A 15,908-nucleotide genomic window follows, 5' to 3' on the forward strand; every position below is an offset into this window, starting at 1 on the left:
ATCCTAATCTAAATTTACTTAGCTTTGCAGCGCAAAAAATATATGCTTACATTAACCGAATTAAAAACATTATTGGCTACGCCACAACGAATTGTGATCACTACGCATCACAAACCCGATGGCGATGCAATGGGGTCATCTCTGGGTTTATATGGATATTTGATTCAAAAAGGCCACCATGTTAAGGTAATCACCCCAACCGATTATCCTACTTTTTTGCATTGGATGCCAAATAATAGCGATGTAATTATTTTTACGGAAGCACAAGAAAGGGCGGCAAAATTGGTTGATGAAGCATCGCTCATATTTTGCCTTGATTTTAATACCCTAAGCCGCATTAACGAATTAGGCGAATTGGTTAGGGCTGCAGGTGCTAAAAAGATCATGATCGATCATCACCTGGAGCCAGAGGATTTTGACGATTACCGTCATTGGGATATCAATGCATGTGCTGCTGCGCAATTGGTTTATGATTTTATTGTAAATCAGTTACAGGATGGCGAGCTGATCAATAAAGATGTAGCTTCTTGCCTTTACACGGGTATAATGACCGATTCGGGATCTTTTCGCTTCTCATCAGCAACCTCGGAAGTATACCGTATTGCTGCAAATCTGATCGATTTAGGGGCCGACCAATCGAAAATCCACGAGTTGGTATACGATAACTCGAGCGAAAACCGACTGCGCTTTTTAGGCTATTGTCTATCTAATAAACTAGAAGTTTTAAGAGATTACAACACAGCCATCATTTCGGTTACTAAAGAAGAATTGGCGCAGTACCACAGCATTACCGGCGACACAGAAGGAGTAGTAAACTATGCCCTTTCCATCAATGGTATCCGTTTGGCCGCGTTAATTATAGAACGTACTGATAAGGTTAAATTATCTGTTAGGTCTACAGGCGATTTCCCGGCTAACGAAATCTGTAAAAAATATTTCAATGGTGGTGGTCACAGAAATGCGGCTGGTGGTGCAGCAGAAAAACCTTTAGCTGATGTAGTAAATGAATTTAAATCGATATTAGCAGAATATAAAGAACAATTGATAGCTTAGAAAAAAGAAATACAACAATAAAAATTTAAAAAAGTCAAATTAATAAATGAAAAAGGGAATTATTATTCTAGCAGCAGCCACTTTAGGTTTAGCAGCATGTAAACAAGAGAAAAAGGGAGCTGGTGGCTTACTATATACCATTCACCACTCGGCAGGTAACGAAAAAATTAAAGAAGGCGATATTGTTAAAATGAATTTTATTCAGAAAAACGATAAAGATTCAGTTTTATCAAACACTTTCGATAGCGAAACACCTGCAGTATTTCCTGCACAGAAAAAAATGTATGCTGGTGATATGAACGATGTTTTAACATTGTTTGGAGAAGGCGATAGCGCTACGTTTAAAGTAAACCTGGATACTATGGCATTTCATAGTAAACAACCTAAACCAGAGCAATTCAAAAATGATAAATACATCACTTTCACGGTGAAAATCGAGAAAGTATTCAAGAAAAAAACTGGCGAAGCTGACTCTACTTTTAACAAGAGAGCTCAGGAATTTTTCCAGGCTGACTATAAAGCTACTTCAGAAAAAAAGAAAGCTGCTGAACCTGCTAAGTTAAAAGCTTATTTAGATGATACTAAACTGGCAACCAAAACTACTGCAAGTGGTTTACACTACATTATCGAAAACGCTGGAAGTGCAGAAAAAGCAGCTTTAGGCGATACCGTACTAATTGAGTATACTGGTAGAGTAACTAAAAAAGGTAAAGATGGTAAATACAAAATTTTCGATACAAGTGATGAGAAACTGGCTAAAGCAGAAAACGAATTTAAACCAGGTAAACCTTATGGCCCTCAAAAAATGCCGGTTGGTGGTACTATCCCAGGATTTACTGAAGCTTTACAGTTAATTGGTAAAGGTGGTAAAATTAAAGTAATTATCCCTTCTAACCTAGGTTACGGCGAGCAAGGTGCACCACAGGTTGGTATTATGCCTTTCAGCCCGATTGCTTTCGATTTAGAAATTAAAGATATCATAAAAGGAAAACCAGCTCCGGCAACTTCAGCTCCGGTAGCGGCTACTCCGGTTAAGAAGTAATTTCTTAAAATATAATTTTAAATCCTGCTTATTCAGTTAGGCAGGATTTTTTTTGTCTGATTTTTTTGACGCAAAACCAAGAAATAAAACTTTACAAAGATTCGTAAAAACTTATTATAGCCTATCTTTGTATGATCTGATAAAATAGCCAGTCATCCAAAAATTGGACTAAAGGTTAATTTTTTAATTAATATATTAAATGAAAAAAGGAATAATTATTCTCTTGGCAGCAGCATCGGGACTATGTGCCTGTAACAAATTCGAAAAGGGTGAAGGAGATATGACTTACAAGATCTATAAAAGTGAAGGTAAGCCAAAAATTCAGGATGGCGATTATGTAAAATTAAACGGCGTTCAAACAGTAGAAACCAATACCAATCCCGACTCGGTAATGGTAAATACCTACGATAATGAACGTCCTGCTTTTTTTGCCATTAGCAAATCGATGTTTAAAGGCGATTTAGCCTCTGGATTGAAACTACTTGGTGAAGGAGATAGCGCCGTTTTTAAATTGAACCTCGATTCGATGGAGAAATATTCAGGACAGCCGAAACCAAAAGGATTAAAATCGAATATTGCCTCCTTTACCATTAAAATTGAGAAGGTTTTACACAAAGGGAAAGATCCCGATTCTATTTTTGAGGCAAAGAAAAGACTTTTTTTTGAAGCTGAATACAAAGCGTTAAACGAGAAAAACAAAACGGTAGAACCTGCTAAAATAGCCAAATACGTTGAAGAGAATAATCTGAAAGTAACTACTGCGCCATCTGGCCTGCAGTATGTAATTTCTGCACCAGGAAATTCTGAAAGGGCAGCTTTAACAGATACGGTATTAATGGACTATACTGGTCAGTTTACCAATAAAAAATCGAACGGAACATTAAATGTTTTTGATACTTCTGATGCTAAAATCGCGAAGGAGGCTGGAATTTTCTCAGAAAGCGTACAATATGTTCCACGCAGTTTACCATTGGGTCAATTGCCACAGGGCGTTATTCAGGGCATTCAGCTGATCGGGGTAGGCGGTAAGATTAAAATGATTTTGCCATCGAAATTAGGCTTCGGTGAAAATGGTGGCGGGCCAATTAATCCATTTACCCCGTTGGTATTTGATGTGGAGTTGAAAGGTATTATTAAACCAGCTGCGGCAACGCCCGTGGCTAAATAGAACAATTTAGACCTTATAGGTTTTCAAAACCTATAAGGTCTCTTTATGTAAATCTAATTCCAATCTTTAAAAGGCTTAACCGTTAAATTGGAGTTATAATATTTTTCTTCTTCGGTTACTTCTTTACCTATCCAATCAGGCAAATCGAAAGTTTCATCTTCGCTTCCCAGTTCAATTTCTGCAACAATTAATCCTTTATTGTCACCTAAAAATACATCCACTTCCCAAAGTTTGCCGTTAAATGTAATTTCATAGCGTATTTTAGAAAGTTCAGAAACAGCAAAATTGTCTAATAATTCCGTGGCTTCATCAACTGGGATTTCATATTCATATTCTAACCGTGTGGCGCCAATGGTTTGACCTTTTATGGTTAAAAAACCTTTAGTTTCTGTTGTCCTTACGCGTATGGTTTTATCTTTATCAGTGAGTAAATAACCCTGCCTGAAAAGTTTTCCTTCCGGTTTATCCAGGTTATCCCACTTTGGCTGATCTATTAAAAACTTGCGCTCTATTTCTTTTCCCATGGTAGGTATTTCGTCTTTCCCGCGAAAGCGGGAATCTTAATGCTGATTGGTTAACGTGCCCTTTTTTGTAAATCTGCAACAGGCATGCTGATCAATCTTCCGATAGGCTGCTTACCACGATAGGTAATTACGCGCAACATGCTGGCATCTTTAGGTACCTGTAACGCGGCTGTATATTTCGGGTAGAAGCGATCGGGCGTAGAGTTGTCAAAACTGTAGTAAATGTCCAATCCATCTATTTCCGTGGTCAATTCTATCATCAGTTGTTTATCTGCGCTGCGTTTTACCGTAAAAATCGGATCGTAAATGGCAGGTGAGTATTTAATCTCTGCAAAATCTAATCTTTTGAAATGCTGTTGTGTACGATCAATAAAATTTGTCCAGTTTTTCTTTTCAATCGGACTCCATATTGATTCGGCAATGGCAAATGCACGTGGATAAACCATATATTCAACCTGGCGGAAAGTGAAAATCTGTTCTGTCCAAAGGTTGGCTTGTGCGCCAATAACATACTGTGCATTTACGCCAGCCGGAACCGGGTTAAACTGATAAGCTTTGTTTAATCTTAAAGAGGCATAAACCTTTGGTTCGGTAATAGGATCCGCTTGCATATAATCCAAATAGGCAAAATCAGTTGGACTCATTACCACATTGTGCTTATCGTTAGCCGCCTGAATGCCATATTTCATTCCCCTCCAACTCATTACGGCCGCTGTAGGCGATACGCCACCTTCAAGGATTTCGTCCCAGCCCATAAATTTTTTGCCTTTCGAAATCACAATCTGTTCTACACGTTTTTCGAAGTACGCCTGAACCTGTGGAATGGTTTTTAAGCCTTCGCGAAGCATTAAAGCTTTAACCTGATCGTTCTTTTCCCAGAAATTATGAGGGGCTTCATCACCACCCATGTGGATATATTCGAAAGGGAAAAGTTTGGCTACTTGCGTCAGTACCGAGTCTAAAAAGACATAAACTTTTTCGTTTGCAGGGCAAAGGGTATTATCAACTAAGGCTGTTGGTGGTGCACCACGGCTCCAATCCATAATTTTTTCGCCCGAACGGACTTTATAATTCACGGCATCTGGCGTACATGATAATTCTGGATAAGAAGCGATAATGGCTAAACTATGCCCTGGGACATCAATTTCGGGTAAAATGTTCACGAAACGTTCTTGTGCATATTGTACCAATTCTTTAATATCTTCCTGTGTATAAAAACCACCATAGGTACGGGGTTCATCAGGGGTTGGTGGGGTAAAATCACCAAAAGTTCCGGTTTTTTTAACGCTCCAGGCACCAACTTCAGTTAATTTAGGCAAGCCTTTAATTTCGATCCTCCAGCCTTCATCGTCCGCTAAGTGCAAATGCAGTAAGTTAAATTTATAGCGAACCATGTCATCGATAAACTGTTTTACTTCCTGTTTGGTGAAAAAGTGACGGGCCACGTCGAACATTAAACCTCTCCAGCCTAATTTTGGATAATCTACCACATCAACACAAGGAGCTTTCCATTTCACATCCTTCACCAGTTCTTTGCTCTCTATCTCGGCAGGAAAAAGCTGAAGTAAAGATTGTACACCATAAAAAATACCAGCTGGCTGGTTTGCGGTGATGACAACTTGGGTAGGATTAACATTTAATTTGTAACCTTCTTTACCCAATTGTGCATCTTCCTGGGCGTTTAAAATCAATTTGATAGTAGGATGGGTCGAATTGCTTACGGTGCTTACAAATTTACCTGTTGCTGTGGTAATCCGGTCAGACAAATAAGTAATGGATTGCTTTAACTCTGCGCTTTTAACCGCCTGTAGAATTACATTTTCGGGTAAGGTAAAGCTTCCGGCTTTTTTTACCAATGAAACTGGCTCTGGAATAATGGCAATTGGTGTTTGTACAACAGCACCTTCTGAGTCGCCGATTTCAGTTTCTGTAACAATAGATTGAGCGAAAGTATTGGCTGTAAAAAAACAGCAGGAGATAATCAGGAATAATTTTTTCATTAAAATAATTAAAACGGTTTAGCCGGATAAGTATAATCCGCAATTTATTAAAAAAGATTTAATGGGTGATATTTGTTTCCGTACTTTTTTAACCACAAAGAGGTCACAGAGAAAGCACGAAGAGCAAAAAGTTAGGGATTGATAAGCCAGAGATTTGTCAATCTGAGCGTAGTCGAAGACTAATGGAGTTACTACCTAACAACAAATCTATCTGTATCATATTCTTCTTGCATTACCAATAGACGGATTTAAAAAAATCGATCGTCATCTCGACTGTAGCGCAGCGAAATGGAGAGATCTATCTTGGCAGATTTAGCTTCGTTGAGCAATCGTGGTTCCCGGCTACGTTGCACTCCGCTCGAAAGGACGGTAACTCGAGCGAATTTTTACGTATAGATTAACTGCTGTCATTCATATTACCTTTTATGTAATAAATTATACCTATCAATGATGGAATTCCTATAAAACGTCCGTCATTCCCACGCAGGCCTATCGTATGGACACATCTTTTGGTTTGGATTTTTTATGCGTTTTGCTGGCTTGCTTTAATAAATTACAAGTTGTACCGAAGAACGCCGTCAATCCCAAGGGCCAGGAGAATCAAAAAAACAGGAGTAGTTCACTACAATTGGCACGAACAAACCTGAAACGCAGTGGTTTTGTGTTCGTAATCACTGAATTTAAGCTCAAAAAAGCATTGAACACAAAACAAAGTGCCTCTGTTTTTTTGATGTGCATGAGATTGTGTAAAGGGCCCATTGCTGGATCCGATAGCCATCGGATGACAAAGCGCTTTGGGTACTTTGGCGCTCCAAAGTACCATGCCACCGCGGCATAGAGCGAAAAAAATCAACATTTATCTCCAAAGTATAGTCTTTAAGATATCAAAGCTTGCTATTAGCAGGAAAGATGCTGATCACGCAGTAGCTACAAAACAATTGAAAACACTAACTTCTACTTGTAAAATAAATTCAGCATGACGATTCCTCACAGTCCATGATTGATGAAAAAACTGTCACTTATATCGGTTTCACGCAATAATTTAAACTGAGGATAATATCTTTTTGATTCAAATTACAAAAACTGCGTCAACCATTCCATCGCTTTCTTATCATCTGTAAATGATTTCATCGGTATAGGCGGGTTTTGAAACTTAAAAAGTATTTTCATAATTAATTGTGCCAAACCCGGTTTCGAAACCATGGCCATTGCGGTATAAATTTGGGGCAGCTGCTGAGTCGAAAATTTTCTTGTTTCTTTATCCGGAACCGGCGAATTTTTCAAATAAATTAACAACGGAACTTTCTTGTTATCGGTGATTTTTTTCACCAGCGCAACATTGGCCGAAATATTTTCTACGGTACGTAAAATATTTTTGCTGTACGCAATCAGTATTCCGGTATCTGTTAATAAATAATCGGCTATTTCGCCTTCGATAAGGTTATTATCTCTATCGTTTCCCATATTTAATCCCTTAAATGATAACCTTTTGGTTTGGTAAAAGCCCTTAATCCCTGGTGGGATAAAGTAGCACCGATACCCGAATATTTTCTTCCGCTCCAAGGTAAAGCAGCACTCACCCGGTCGCAACAGTTCCAATAACCCGAACCGGCATCAAGCTGAGACAGTATTTTTTCGGCTCTTGCCTGATCGGCTGTGTAAACTGAAGCGGTTAGGCCGTAATCAGTATCTCGCATCATGTTTAATGCCTGGGCATCATCTTTCACTTTCATAATTCCGATAATTGGGCCGAAACTTTCTTCCTGCATCACCAGCATATCATTTGTTACATCAGTAAGTACGGTAGGCTCAAAATAATAGCCTTTTCCTACAAGGGCTTTGCCTCCGGTTAACAATTTTGCACCTTTATTTAAAGCATCTTCAACCTGAGTTTTTAATACCGCTATTTGTTCTTTCCTCGTTAAGGGTCCAATATAAGTGCCGTCGGCTGTAGGTGAACCACTTTTCCAGCTTTTAACCTCGGTAAGGAAGGCATTCAAATAATCGTCGTAATTTTTCTCATGCACATAAATGCGCTCAACGGAACAACAACTTTGTCCGTTATTGTAAAAAGCGCCATCAGCTGTACCAACCGCTGCAGCGGCTACATCGGCCACGTCATCAGCAATATATAAAGGATCTTTTCCACCTAACTCCAACTGACAGGGAACCATTTTTGAAGCTACTTTTTCGTAGATGAATTTCCCTGTTTTATATGATCCTGTAAAAAAATAACCATCTAAGTTCATTTCTAATAAAGCTGCGCCTGTTTCTTTCGCACCGATGGCGATCTGGAAAATATCATCAGGTACACCTGCTTTCTTCAACAGTTTTTCGATCTGTAACCCGGTTAAAGTGGCATATTCTGATGGTTTGTACATCACTGCATTACCACTTAAAAGTGCAGGGATAAAAACATTTACGCCAACCAGGTAAGGATAATTCCACGCCGAAATGTTACATACGACACCCAGCGGCTCGTATTTAATGATTTCTTTCAAACCTGGTTCATCAACCATCACCTCATCACTTAAATATTTTTCAGCATTATTAAGCATCCATTTAATACGGGCTCTTGCACTATTAATTTCATTACGCGATTGTTGTAAAGGTTTGCCTACTTCGCTGGTTAATACCGAGGCCAGTTCTTCTATCTCAGTTTCCAATAAACCACTGAACTTAGCGATCACTAAAATCCTTTCCTGAAGGGTTTTATTTGCCCATAGCGGCTGCGCTTGTTTTAAAGCGTCAAATTTTAGATGAAGCGTGGATGAATTATCCTCCTCCAAACTGGTAATGATTTCTTCTGTTGCTGGGTTGATGATTTGCATATTCTTTGTTTTGCCACAGATTTTCACAGATAAACACAGATTTTAAATGTAATAATCATTAGGATCTGTATTTATCCTTTTTATCTGTGGTTAATATTTAAGTTTATCGCATGAATAAAAGCCTCGTGTATGTTTTTGCTAAATGGACTGTGCTGATCTTGCAACCGCTCGGGATGCCATTGTACAAATAACAAAAATGATTTTCCTTCCGGTTCCAATCGTTCCATGGCTTCGGTAACCCCATCAGGAGAAATTGCGCTCACCACAAGCCCTTTTCCAGTTTTATCGGTGCTTTGATGGTGGTTGCTATTTACCAATCCTTTATCGGTATTTACAATCTGATTGAGCCATGAAGATGGATTTACCAAAATTTCGTGGTAGCGGTCTGATTTATCGTGCATTTTAGAATGATCGAATTTTCCCCAGGTTGCGATGTCGGGGATTAGGGTGCCACCAAAAAACACATTTCCAACCTGCATGCCGCGGCATATACCTAAAATCGGGATTGAATGAGCTTCGGTATAGGTTAAAACTTTAAATTCGAACTCATCACGTTTTTCATCGATATCATCCTCGTAGCAATAAGGATAATATTCGGGCTGATTATAAAATCTCGGATGCACGTCTTCACCACCAGTTAAAACGATGCCATCGCATTTTTTGATCTCGTCGAAATTGTTAAGCTTGTATCCGAGCTGGATTACTTCTACATTTTTATGGTAATATAATGCCCAGTCGCGGTAAATGGTATACTTGCTGCAATCGGTAACACCAATAGTTATTTTATCAGGCATAGTCTATTATGTTTTTGCCACAGATTTTCACAGATAAACACAGATTTGGATTGTGATTTTTTATTTAAGTAATACCACCTTTTATCTGTGTTCATCCTTTTTATCTGTGGTTAATGATCACTTTAAAGAGCACTTAAATACAATTGTTTAAAATCTGCTCTGCTTACCGGTTTAGGATTGTTTGGATGTGCGAAATCTGCAAATGCTAAATCGGCAAGTATTTCAATGTGTTCACTTTTAACGCCAATATCACTCAATTTATGCGGAATATTTACTTTCGTATTTAAATCGAACAGATATTTTACAACAGCTTCTCCATTTTCCTCTTTAAGCCCGAGTGTTCGGGCAATTTTTTTAAACCGGTCTTCAAATCCCACAATGTTGAATTGCATTCCATAAGGAATATTCACGGCATTTGCCAGACCATGGTGGGTATCTAAAAGAGAAGAAAGAGGATGCGCCAACGAGTGGACGACACCTAAACCCTTCTGAAAGGCGATGGCGCCCATCATGGAAGCCATTAACATTTTGCTACGGCTTTCTAAATCGGGCTTATTGGTAGCGCGTTCCAATGAGTCTTTAATCAACGAAAGACCTTCTAAGGCAATTCCATCGCACATAGGATGGAAGTTTTTGGCCAGATAAGCTTCCATATTGTGTGTTAGGGCATCCATCCCTGTTGCTGCCGTGATAAAAGGTGGTAAATCCATCGTCAACTCCGGATCTGCAAAAACGATCTGCGCCATTAATTTAGGCGAGAAAAGGATTTTCTTCTGGTGGGTTTCATCATCGGCAATAATGGCGCTGCGGCCCACCTCACTTCCCGTACCTGATGTGGTTGGGATGGTAATAAAATGGGGGACATCGTTGGTTACGTAAACATCTCCACCGATTAAATCATCATATTTAAATAAATCTTCGCGGTGGTTAACACGCAGTACAATGGCACGGGCAACATCCAAAGCTGCGCCACCGCCAATACCAATAATGCTATCGCGATGGGTAGCATCCCAGGCATCGGTACCTTTGTAAACATCGCTTTTTACCGGGTTTTTGTGTATGTCGCTAAAAACCTCAACAGAAATATTTTTTGACTTTAAATCTTCTACAATTTTTTTAAAAAACGGAAGTTGGGCAATGGTTGGATCGGTAACAATTAATGGGGCTTTTAATTGATTTTTGCTTAAATAAGCTGGTAATTCTTTTACGGCACCTGCACCAAAACGGATGGTTGTGGGGAAATTAAACTGATGGATTTTATCAAATATCATGATATTCTATTTTACTATTTTAGGTATTTAAGACCTGTTCTTTTTAATTTATTTTACCATCTGAGGCTATATTATTAAACCTAACAGTCAGCGATTAACTACGGTGTTTAAGGTGACTTAGGTGGTTAACATTTTAGCTTGTTTTATTTTACCACCTAAGTCACCTAAGTCCATCTAAGGCTGGATGTTAAAAAATATACCCCTAAGGCATTAGGATTCCCAATCAGGTTGGGAATGACGACTCGGCTAAATAATTTCTAAATACCTTTTTAACTCCCAATCGGTTACCACTTTGGCGTATTGCTTACATTCCCATTCCCGTGTCATCGTAAAATGATCAACGAAATTTTCTCCCAATAATGTTTTGGCCAGATCTGAATTTTTCATTTTTTGTGTAGCCTCGAATAAATTACGGGATAATATACCATTTGATAAATCGGTATATCCATTCCCTTTGGTAGCATGTTGTTCCAGTTTGAGTTTGTTTTTAACACCATACATTCCGGCGGCTAAACAGGCAGAAAGTGCCAAATATGGATTGGTATCAGATCCTACTATTCGTGTTTCTAAACGTGAAGCTTTTTTACTTCCAGGCAATGCGCGCAATGCCGTAGTGCGGTTGTCGATTCCCCAGGTTACGGTGGTTGGTGCCCATGCGCCCTCAACCAAACGTTTATAACTGTTTATGGTAGGGGCAATCATTGGCAAAAGGTGCGGTAGACAATACAGCTGACCAGCGATATAACTTTTCATCGTTTCGCTCATTTTATCCGGATCTTTTTCCTCGTAAAAGAGATTGGTTTTGTTGTTGCTGTCCCATAAGCTTTGATGCACATGTCCGCTGCAACCAGGTAAGTTTTCGCTTATTTTAGCCATAAAAGTGGCCAGGATCCCATGTTTGTAGGCAATTTCCTTTACGGCTGTTTTAAATAAAATTGCTTGATCGGCAGCTTGTAAAGCCGGAGCATATTTGATGGCAGCTTCGTAAACCCCTGGTCCGGTTTCGGTATGCAAGCCTTCAATAGGGATGTCGAATTTATTCAGCAGTTCGAACAGGTCGCTCATAAATGCATTCCGGTAAGTGCTCCTTAAAATGGAATAGCCAAACATGCCCGGACTTAAGGGTTTTAAGTTGGTAAAACCTTTCTCATGGGCGGTTTCTGGCGTTTCCGAAAAATTGAACCATTCAAATTCCTGAGCAAAAAGTGGTGAGAAGCCTTCATTTTTACATTCAGTGATCAGTTTTTTTAGCAGCTGCCTCGGGCAAACAAAATTTGGTCGATCCTGGTCATCAATAAAATCTCCCAAAAAGAATGGCACCTCATTTTCCCATGGGATTTTTCGAAAGGTGTTTAGGTCGATTTTCACCTGAGCATCCGGGTAACCGGTATGCCAACCCGTATATTTTCCATTTTCGTAAGCCAGATCACCTGCATCCCAGCCGAAAGTAACATCGCAGAAAGCCAGTCTGCCTTCAACCAGTGAAGTAAACTTTTCAGCAGCGACATATTTCCCTCTGAGAATGCCGTCGATATCAGCAACAGCTAGTTTTACTTTTCCAGAAGGATGATGTTTTACGTAATCCAGAATCTCTTTGCTAGTACTCATTAATCTGCCTTTTTAAAGATTTTATATAGAAGAAATATGCCTAAAACAATGCCCGAATAAATTAAACCCAATTTAAGATTATAAATCAGCATTGCGATAAAAGAAACACAGGAAATGATCAATGCAATGATGGGAAATAATGGATAAACCGGTGTTTTAAAAGGCCTCGCCATTTCCGGACTGTTTTTTCTGAGCACCATTACCGAAATCATCGAAATGATATACAATGTCAATGCGCCAAATACCGAAATGATAATAATCTCGGCAGTTTTACCAGATAAAAGAGCGATGATGCCAATTACCATATTACCGATCAATGCATTCGCCGGCGTTTGAAATTTTGGTGAGATTTTTCCCAATATTGCAGGGATACTTTTTACCCTGCCCATTTCATAAGTAGACCTGCCCGCTGCTAAAACTAAACCATGAAAGGAGGCTACCAGTCCAAATAAACCAACCGTAATCAGTAAGTGGTACATTAAATGATTATCGCCGGTTATCATCGAAAGGGCAAGTGGCAAAGGTGAATCAGAGGTTTCGCCCGATTTTCCGTTTTTATATACAATGGTTTCCCAGCCATCAATGCCAATGGTTGAGATAAAAACCAGTACACATAATACAACCAGCGTAAATATGCCCCAGCCAAAACCTTTGCTGATATCGCGTTGTGGGTTCTTGGTTTCCTCGGCTACATTGGCAACACCTTCGATACCGAGGAAAAACCAGATGGCAAAAGGGATTGCTGCGAAAACACCGCTCCAGCCATTAGGAAAGTTGTTATGCACCAGGTTTCCAGGATGAAATTTGGCTAAGGTAATGCCTGAAAACAGCAACAGTTCTCCAACAGCCAAAATGGTAATAATGACTTCGAATGAAGCTGCAGCCTTTACACCATAAACATTTAAAGCTGTAAAAATGAAATACACCGCAATTGCACTCGTAAGAATGTGTACCTGCGGGAAAAATGCATTAAAATAAGCACCAATGGCAAATGCAATGGCAGGCGGGGCAAATATAAATTCGACCATTTGGGCAATACCCGCAATAAAACCGAGGTTTTTACCCAGCGCAGTATTGGCATAATCGAAAACACCGCCAGCTTTTGGTATGGCGCAGGCCAGTTCGGCATAACTGAAACTAAAGGTAATATACATCACCATGATGGCAACCGTAGCAATGGCCATACCCAGGGTGCCACCTTTTTCGAGACCCAAATTCCAGCCGAAATACATTCCCGAAATTACATAACCCACGCCAAGCCCCCAGAGCATAAAGGGGGTAAGCGTTTTCCTTAAGCCATCTTTTTGTTCCATGGGTAGGATTTATAAGATTTAAACAGGTTTATAAAATTTGCTCGAAAATGATAAACTATTAGCCTCGGTATCTGATGTTTAAAGTAGTAATTATTTTCGAATCATTTCACTGTCGCTCGCAATTGCTGCAATAATTTATTGTTAATTTTTTTTAAAGCGCTTTTGGGCATTTATCCGTTTTGTTATCTTGCATGACCAAACAATATCTTTATGCACGAAAACGCTCTCCGGCCTTCTGAAAATTTTAAGAAGATGGCAGCCAAGTCTGTACAGGCGATTACCTTATTCATTGCCACCTATATAGTTTTAATAATATTTACATTGGCGCTAACCGCAATTTCCTGTTATTTAGGGATAATGCTCATGGAGTACATCAGCTCTTCTATTACTTTTATTCTGGGCATCGGTTTGATAGGTTTTGGCTTTATGATCCTGTTTTTTCTGGTCAAGTTTATGTTTAAGAGCAATAAGGTGGACAGGTCTCATTTAATGGAAATTACCAGGCCCGATCAGCCTAATATCTTTAAAATGATTGATGAAATTGTTTTAAGCGTACAAACAGATTTCCCGAAAAAAGTATACCTATCGAATGAGGTTAATGCTGCCGTTTTTTACGATTCGAACTTTTGGAGCATGTTTTTCCCCGTGCGCAAAAACCTGATAATCGGATTTGGTCTGATTAATACGACCACTGCTGATGAACTACGTGTAATATTGGCCCATGAGTTTGGCCACTTTTCGCAAAAGAGCATGAAGGTAGGTATTTATGTATATCAATTTAATAAGATTATTTACGATATGCTTTATGAAAATGAAAGTTATGATAAAGTAACGCGGGGCATAGCGAATGCAAGTTCTTATATTGGTGTTTTTGTGCTGATTTCTGATAAGATAATTGGTTTGATGCAACAAATTCTAGTGCGTGTATATCAGGTTTTAAGTGAGAGTTACAGCAAACTTTCGCACGAAATGGAATTTTATGCCGATGCAGTTGCGGCAGTAGTTGTAGGTTCTAAACCCCTCGTTGATTCGTTATTGCGCATGCAGCTCGCAAGCCGTTCTGTAGATATTATCTATAATTATTACGAAAGAAAAATCGATGATTGTGTTATTTCGGCAAATATTTTTCCGCAACAGATTTTAGTAATGAATTTTTTGGCTCAAAGGAATAAACTGCCTTTCGAAAATGGATTCCCGCAGGTGAGTATTGATTATTATAACCGCTTTAACAAATCAAAAATATCCTTTTCCAATCAATATAGCTCACATCCTGAAACCGATGAGCGTGTTAAAAGATTAAATGACCTTGGAATTCCTGTTGCAAAACCATACCATGATATGGCGAACACACTACTTGTTGATCAGGAAAAAATTGCTGAAAAATTTACAGCACAGATATTCCAGCGCGCAGTTTACCGAGAGCAACCATCGGTACAGCAGTTGAGTGACTTCGAAACTGATTTTTTGAAAGAAAATGATCAAAATTCTTATCCTGATATTTTTAATGGTTATTTCGATTATAGAAATCCCTATCATCAATTTAATATAGATTCATTTGATCTGCCAACTATTCCATCCGAATTGAGCGTTGAAGAGTTTTTTGATGACACCAACTTAAGCGTAATGTATGAGTTGAAGGCATTGGAAGCCGATCTGGCCACGATAGATAATATAGATTCGCAGGTGATTAATGTTAAAACATTTAATTACGATGGCAAAAAGTATTCGCTGGCAGATTGTAGGGCAATGATCGATTATCTGAAGGGTGAAATAAGCAAGAAAAATGGGCAATTGGCCCTGCTCGATGTAAAGGTTTTTGAATATTTCAGATTTTTGGCAAAAGAAAATCAAACTGAAGCAACATTTAAATCGCTTTCGATCAAATATAAGCAGGTTGCTGAAGAATTCACGGTTCAAGAGAATGCTTATTTAGATCTGGCCAATGCAACAAGATTTATGCATACATCAGCATCCAAGGAAATGATCAAAAGAAAGATGGTGGTCGTTAAAAAAGAAGAGCAGAAATTTAAGGATTATTTGATTGCAATCGTTAACGATGATGCGTATGCCAGTTTAATAACCGAAGAGGCAAAAACAGCCCTGGCAGATTACTTAAAACATGATTATAAGTATTTTGGGGCAGATCTTTATTTTGATGAAGAGCTTAAGGACTTATTTTTTGCGATGAGTTTTTTCGGAGGAGTAATTTATGAACGACATTTCCTTACTAAAAGAGAACTTCTGAACTTTGAAGCAAAGTTGATAAATCCGGTATTTAGTTAGCTTAAAAAAGCCAGTAATTAA

At 38.9% G+C, this 15,908-nt stretch carries 12 protein-coding genes; 4 read left to right on the forward strand and 8 right to left on the reverse strand.

The features are described 5' to 3' along the window. Positions 1-42: 42 nt before the first annotated feature. The 3 genes from FFJ24_RS25340 (at position 43) to FFJ24_RS25350 (ending at position 3,263) form a co-directional block, all read left to right on the forward strand. The gene (locus FFJ24_RS25340; RefSeq protein ID WP_138819906.1) at positions 43-1,053 is read left to right on the forward strand and encodes a bifunctional oligoribonuclease/PAP phosphatase NrnA; all 1,011 of its coding nucleotides are present in this window, start codon (positions 43-45) and stop codon (positions 1,051-1,053) included. Between the two features lie 46 nt (positions 1,054-1,099). Continuing rightward, positions 1,100-2,095: an FKBP-type peptidyl-prolyl cis-trans isomerase gene (locus FFJ24_RS25345; protein WP_138819908.1), complete on the forward strand. Its 996-nt coding sequence runs from the start codon at positions 1,100-1,102 to the stop codon at positions 2,093-2,095. A 199-nt stretch (positions 2,096-2,294) separates the two neighbouring features. Then, on the forward strand, positions 2,295-3,263 hold the full coding sequence (locus FFJ24_RS25350) for an FKBP-type peptidyl-prolyl cis-trans isomerase (protein WP_138819910.1): 969 nt from the start codon (positions 2,295-2,297) through the stop codon (positions 3,261-3,263). Between the two features lie 53 nt (positions 3,264-3,316). Here FFJ24_RS25350 and FFJ24_RS25355 read toward each other — a convergent pair whose 3' ends face one another. The 8 genes from FFJ24_RS25355 to eat form a co-directional block, all read right to left on the reverse strand. Further along, positions 3,317-3,787 carry a CYTH domain-containing protein gene (locus FFJ24_RS25355; RefSeq protein WP_138819912.1) on the reverse strand — a complete coding sequence of 157 codons (471 nt, stop codon included), beginning with the start codon at positions 3,785-3,787 and terminating at the stop codon, positions 3,317-3,319. A gap of 50 nt (positions 3,788-3,837) precedes the next feature. Further along, positions 3,838-5,787, reverse strand: coding sequence for a beta-N-acetylhexosaminidase (locus FFJ24_RS25360; RefSeq protein ID WP_138819914.1), 1,950 nt, complete (start codon positions 5,785-5,787; stop codon positions 3,838-3,840). Positions 5,788-6,861: 1,074 nt separating this feature from the next. Continuing rightward, positions 6,862-7,251: an STAS/SEC14 domain-containing protein gene (locus FFJ24_RS25365; RefSeq protein WP_138819916.1), complete on the reverse strand. Its 390-nt coding sequence runs from the start codon at positions 7,249-7,251 to the stop codon at positions 6,862-6,864. 2 nt (positions 7,252-7,253) lie between these two features. After that, positions 7,254-8,618 carry an aldehyde dehydrogenase family protein gene (locus FFJ24_RS25370; RefSeq protein WP_138819918.1) on the reverse strand — a complete coding sequence of 455 codons (1,365 nt, stop codon included), beginning with the start codon at positions 8,616-8,618 and terminating at the stop codon, positions 7,254-7,256. A gap of 80 nt (positions 8,619-8,698) precedes the next feature. After that, on the reverse strand, positions 8,699-9,412 hold the full coding sequence (locus tag FFJ24_RS25375) for a gamma-glutamyl-gamma-aminobutyrate hydrolase family protein (RefSeq protein ID WP_138819920.1): 714 nt from the start codon (positions 9,410-9,412) through the stop codon (positions 8,699-8,701). A 122-nt stretch (positions 9,413-9,534) separates the two neighbouring features. Further along, on the reverse strand, positions 9,535-10,683 hold the full coding sequence (locus FFJ24_RS25380; RefSeq protein ID WP_138819922.1) for an iron-containing alcohol dehydrogenase: 1,149 nt from the start codon (positions 10,681-10,683) through the stop codon (positions 9,535-9,537). Between the two features lie 246 nt (positions 10,684-10,929). Continuing rightward, the gene (locus FFJ24_RS25385; protein ID WP_138819924.1) at positions 10,930-12,291 is read right to left on the reverse strand and encodes a glutamine synthetase family protein; all 1,362 of its coding nucleotides are present in this window, start codon (positions 12,289-12,291) and stop codon (positions 10,930-10,932) included. Beyond that, positions 12,291-13,604, reverse strand: coding sequence for an ethanolamine permease (eat, locus tag FFJ24_RS25390; protein ID WP_138819926.1), 1,314 nt, complete (start codon positions 13,602-13,604; stop codon positions 12,291-12,293). Before eat ends, FFJ24_RS25385 begins: the two co-directional genes overlap by 1 nt. 210 nt (positions 13,605-13,814) lie before the next feature. Between eat and FFJ24_RS25395 the strand changes: the two genes are divergently transcribed. Next, positions 13,815-15,887: a M48 family metallopeptidase gene (locus tag FFJ24_RS25395; protein WP_138819928.1), complete on the forward strand. Its 2,073-nt coding sequence runs from the start codon at positions 13,815-13,817 to the stop codon at positions 15,885-15,887. Positions 15,888-15,908 lie beyond the last annotated feature (21 nt).

This window comes from Pedobacter sp. KBS0701 (assembly GCF_005938645.2).
Lineage (GTDB): Bacteria > Bacteroidota > Bacteroidia > Sphingobacteriales > Sphingobacteriaceae > Pedobacter.

Excerpts from the sequence above, each read along its gene's own strand:
- FFJ24_RS25340 (WP_138819906.1), top strand. The coding sequence starts at position 43 with ATGCTTACATTAACCGAATTAAAAACATTATTGGCTACGCCACAACGA.
- FFJ24_RS25370 (WP_138819918.1), bottom strand. The coding sequence starts at position 8,618 with ATGCAAATCATCAACCCAGCAACAGAAGAAATCATTACCAGTTTGGAG.
- eat (WP_138819926.1), bottom strand. The coding sequence starts at position 13,604 with ATGGAACAAAAAGATGGCTTAAGGAAAACGCTTACCCCCTTTATGCTC.
- FFJ24_RS25345 (WP_138819908.1), top strand. The coding sequence starts at position 1,100 with ATGAAAAAGGGAATTATTATTCTAGCAGCAGCCACTTTAGGTTTAGCA.
- FFJ24_RS25365 (WP_138819916.1), bottom strand. The coding sequence starts at position 7,251 with ATGGGAAACGATAGAGATAATAACCTTATCGAAGGCGAAATAGCCGAT.
- FFJ24_RS25360 (WP_138819914.1), bottom strand. The coding sequence starts at position 5,787 with ATGAAAAAATTATTCCTGATTATCTCCTGCTGTTTTTTTACAGCCAAT.
- FFJ24_RS25385 (WP_138819924.1), bottom strand. The coding sequence starts at position 12,291 with ATGAGTACTAGCAAAGAGATTCTGGATTACGTAAAACATCATCCTTCT.
- FFJ24_RS25350 (WP_138819910.1), top strand. The coding sequence starts at position 2,295 with ATGAAAAAAGGAATAATTATTCTCTTGGCAGCAGCATCGGGACTATGT.
- FFJ24_RS25380 (WP_138819922.1), bottom strand. The coding sequence starts at position 10,683 with ATGATATTTGATAAAATCCATCAGTTTAATTTCCCCACAACCATCCGT.
- FFJ24_RS25355 (WP_138819912.1), bottom strand. The coding sequence starts at position 3,787 with ATGGGAAAAGAAATAGAGCGCAAGTTTTTAATAGATCAGCCAAAGTGG.
- FFJ24_RS25375 (WP_138819920.1), bottom strand. The coding sequence starts at position 9,412 with ATGCCTGATAAAATAACTATTGGTGTTACCGATTGCAGCAAGTATACC.
- FFJ24_RS25395 (WP_138819928.1), top strand. The coding sequence starts at position 13,815 with ATGCACGAAAACGCTCTCCGGCCTTCTGAAAATTTTAAGAAGATGGCA.